This is a genomic window from Mesorhizobium sp. M7A.F.Ca.CA.004.06.1.1 (genome assembly GCF_003999135.1).
Taxonomy (GTDB): Bacteria; Pseudomonadota; Alphaproteobacteria; order Rhizobiales; family Rhizobiaceae; genus Mesorhizobium.
The window spans coordinates 1-2,650 of record NZ_RZPQ01000789.1 but is presented as its reverse complement, the minus strand read 5'-3'; the positions used below and the strand labels follow the sequence as shown (position 1 = coordinate 2,650).

General features: G+C 62.3%; 3 protein-coding genes. 2 read left to right on the top strand and 1 reads right to left on the bottom strand.

Annotation, left to right across the window (positions count from 1 at the left end):
- The coding region (locus tag EN906_RS30170; RefSeq protein ID WP_127375601.1) for an SDR family NAD(P)-dependent oxidoreductase at nt 1–191 on the bottom strand (191 nt) is incomplete at its 3' end.
- A 197-nt stretch (nt 192–388) separates the two neighbouring features.
- Between EN906_RS30170 and EN906_RS30165 the strand changes: the two genes are divergently transcribed.
- Both EN906_RS30165 and EN906_RS30160 read left to right on the top strand, forming a co-directional pair.
- Nucleotides 389–1,129: a hypothetical protein gene (locus EN906_RS30165; protein ID WP_127270059.1), complete on the top strand. Its 741-nt coding sequence runs from the start codon at nt 389–391 to the stop codon at nt 1,127–1,129.
- 141 nt (nt 1,130–1,270) lie between these two features.
- Nucleotides 1,271–2,524, top strand: coding sequence for a sarcosine oxidase subunit beta (locus EN906_RS30160; protein ID WP_127270057.1), 1,254 nt, complete (start codon nt 1,271–1,273; stop codon nt 2,522–2,524).
- Nucleotides 2,525–2,650 lie beyond the last annotated feature (126 nt).

The window sequence follows — 2,650 nt, the reverse complement described above, 5'->3', positions numbered from 1 at the left end:
ACATCGCCGGCAAGCGCGATGGCGATGCCGTCGGCGTCCGCGATTTCGGCGACAAGCGCATCGAGTTCGGCCTGGCGGCGGGCGGCAACGATGACCTTGGCGCCTTCCTCGGCAAAGAGTTTTGCCGTGGCGCGTCCGATGCCGGAACTGGCGCCGGTGACGATGGCGACCTTGTTGGCGAGTGCGAACATTTCTGCATCCTTGTTATTTGGGCCGGCTTCACTGGCAGTTGGGATGCTTGGTCGCAGATCGAGGCAACGCGAGCCACCCGATACGTGCGAAGCCATCGGCGACGATTTCTTGACGTCGGATGGACACCGGGGTACCAAGACGCCATTCAACCTTGCGGGTGGATGCGCCACCCATTCCAATGACCCCCCAAGACATAATGAGCAAGTTGTTGGCCTCCGGCTTCGAGGGCAACAGCAAGCTGACGTTCGCTCTCCAATCGGAATTTCATAAGGGCTTTCCGCTCGAAAACCTTCGGCCGCTGCTGACGTCCGACAACCTTCATACGCAGGCCGCCGCGGCTTTTTTGACGGCTGAAGCCAGTTCCCGGATAGGTTACAAGATGAATTGCGTTGTCGCAGAGATAGCCGATCTGCTCGACAGTCAGGTCTCAGGCATCCGGTTCGACGCAATCGAGGCACTTCTGGGATGCACGACGCCGGCCGATGGAGCCATTCTTGGCCGCGTGATGCTGCGGCTGGATGACGAACATGCCGGCGTTCGATGGAGGGTGGTCCAGTTCATCTGTCTTGCGGAGCGCTGGCAGCTAAAGCTTGCGGTGGAAAATGCCGCCGCCCTGCGTCCGGACTCGGCTTTCAAGACACTGGTCAATGCTTATGGTCACTATTTCATGCCGAGCTCCAAGGACCTGCGACAGTTGCTTGAGCATGCGGATCCGGTGTTGCGGCGCTTTGCGGCGGCAGTAGCTATCAGGCCGCGCGAGGTGATCGTCGAGCGTTTCGTGGCCATGGCGGAGCAGTCGGACGATGCGGAAATTCGTAAAATCGCCGCCGATTGCCGCCAAGGTTATTTGCGGCCGACCTATGCAATCGGACCGTCCATCGTGAAGCGTGTCTCGTCTGAACCAGCAAAAGGCGAAGCTCAAAACGGCGGCCGTTGAAGGCGCGGCGCAAAACGGCAAGCGCCGTCGCAAACAGCGCAAGGGTGGAAGCGCTGTTTCGCTAGTGATACACCTCGCGCGCCGGGACCGAATGAACGCCGGCCGCCATTCGCGAAGCCTTTTTGGGGCGAGGTTGGGACGTTGAAGAAATATTCGGTATTCGCCATCGCCCGTGAAGCCATGCGCGGTCACAAGGGCTGGGAGGAACAGTGGTCCTCGCCTGAGCCCAGGAAAGAATACGACGTCATCATCGTCGGCGCCGGCGGCCATGGCCTGGCCACCGCCTATTACCTCGCCACCGTGCACGGCATCACCAATGTCGCGGTGCTGGAAAAGGGCTGGCTCGGCGGCGGCAACACCGGCCGCAACACCACCATCATCCGTTCCAACTATCTCTATGACGAGAGCGCCGGCATCTACGACCATGCGCTGAAGCTGTGGGATGGCTTGAGCCAGGAACTCAACTACAACGTCATGTATTCGGCGCGCGGCGTCATGATGCTCGCCCACAATGTGCACGACGTCCAGGTGCTGAAGCGCCACGTGCACGCCAACCGGCTGAACGGCATCGACAATGAATGGCTGACGCCGGAGCAGGCGAAGGAATTCTGCCCACCGCTCAACACCTCCAGGGATGCGCGCTATCCGGTGGTCGGTGCGTCGCTGCAGCGTCGCGGCGGCACGGCGCGGCATGATGCGGTTGCCTGGGGCTATGCGCGCGGCGCCTCGGCGCGCGGCGTCCACATCATCCAGAATTGCGAGGTGACCGGGGTCAAGCGGGCGCCAAATGGCGCTGTTATGGGCGTCGACACGACGCGCGGCTTCATCGGCGCCAAGAAGGTCGGCGTCGTTGCCGCCGGCCATTCCTCCGTCATCATGAACATGGCAGGCGTGCGCATGCCGCTGGAAAGTTATCCGCTGCAGGCGCTGGTGTCGGAACCGGTCAAGCCGGTGGTGCCCTGCGTGGTGATGTCGAACACGGTGCACGCCTATATCTCGCAGTCCGACAAGGGCGAGCTGGTGATCGGCGCCGGCACCGACCAGTATGTCTCCTATTCGCAGACCGGCGGCTTGCACATATTGCAACATACGCTCGACGCCATCTGCGAGATGTTCCCGATCTTCACGCGCATGAAGATGCTGCGCTCGTGGGGCGGCATTGTCGACGTCACGCCCGACCGCTCGCCGATCCTGGCCAAGACGCCGGTGCCGGGCCTCTATGTCAATTGCGGCTGGGGCACGGGCGGCTTCAAGGCAACGCCGGGTTCGGGCCATGTCTTTGCCCACACCATCGCCAAAGACGATCCGCATCCGATCAACGCGCCCTTCACCATCGAACGCTTCCGCACCGGACGGCTCATCGACGAGGCGGCGGCGGCGGCGGTGGCGCACTGATGATGGCTGAGATGGCTGTCGCGATGCCGCTGATGCTGGCGGGGGAGCAAGTGCTGGCGGGAGAACGGGGCATGTTCCATTTTCCCTCGCCGGATGAAGTGCGCACGCAGCCGATCAGCCGTGCCG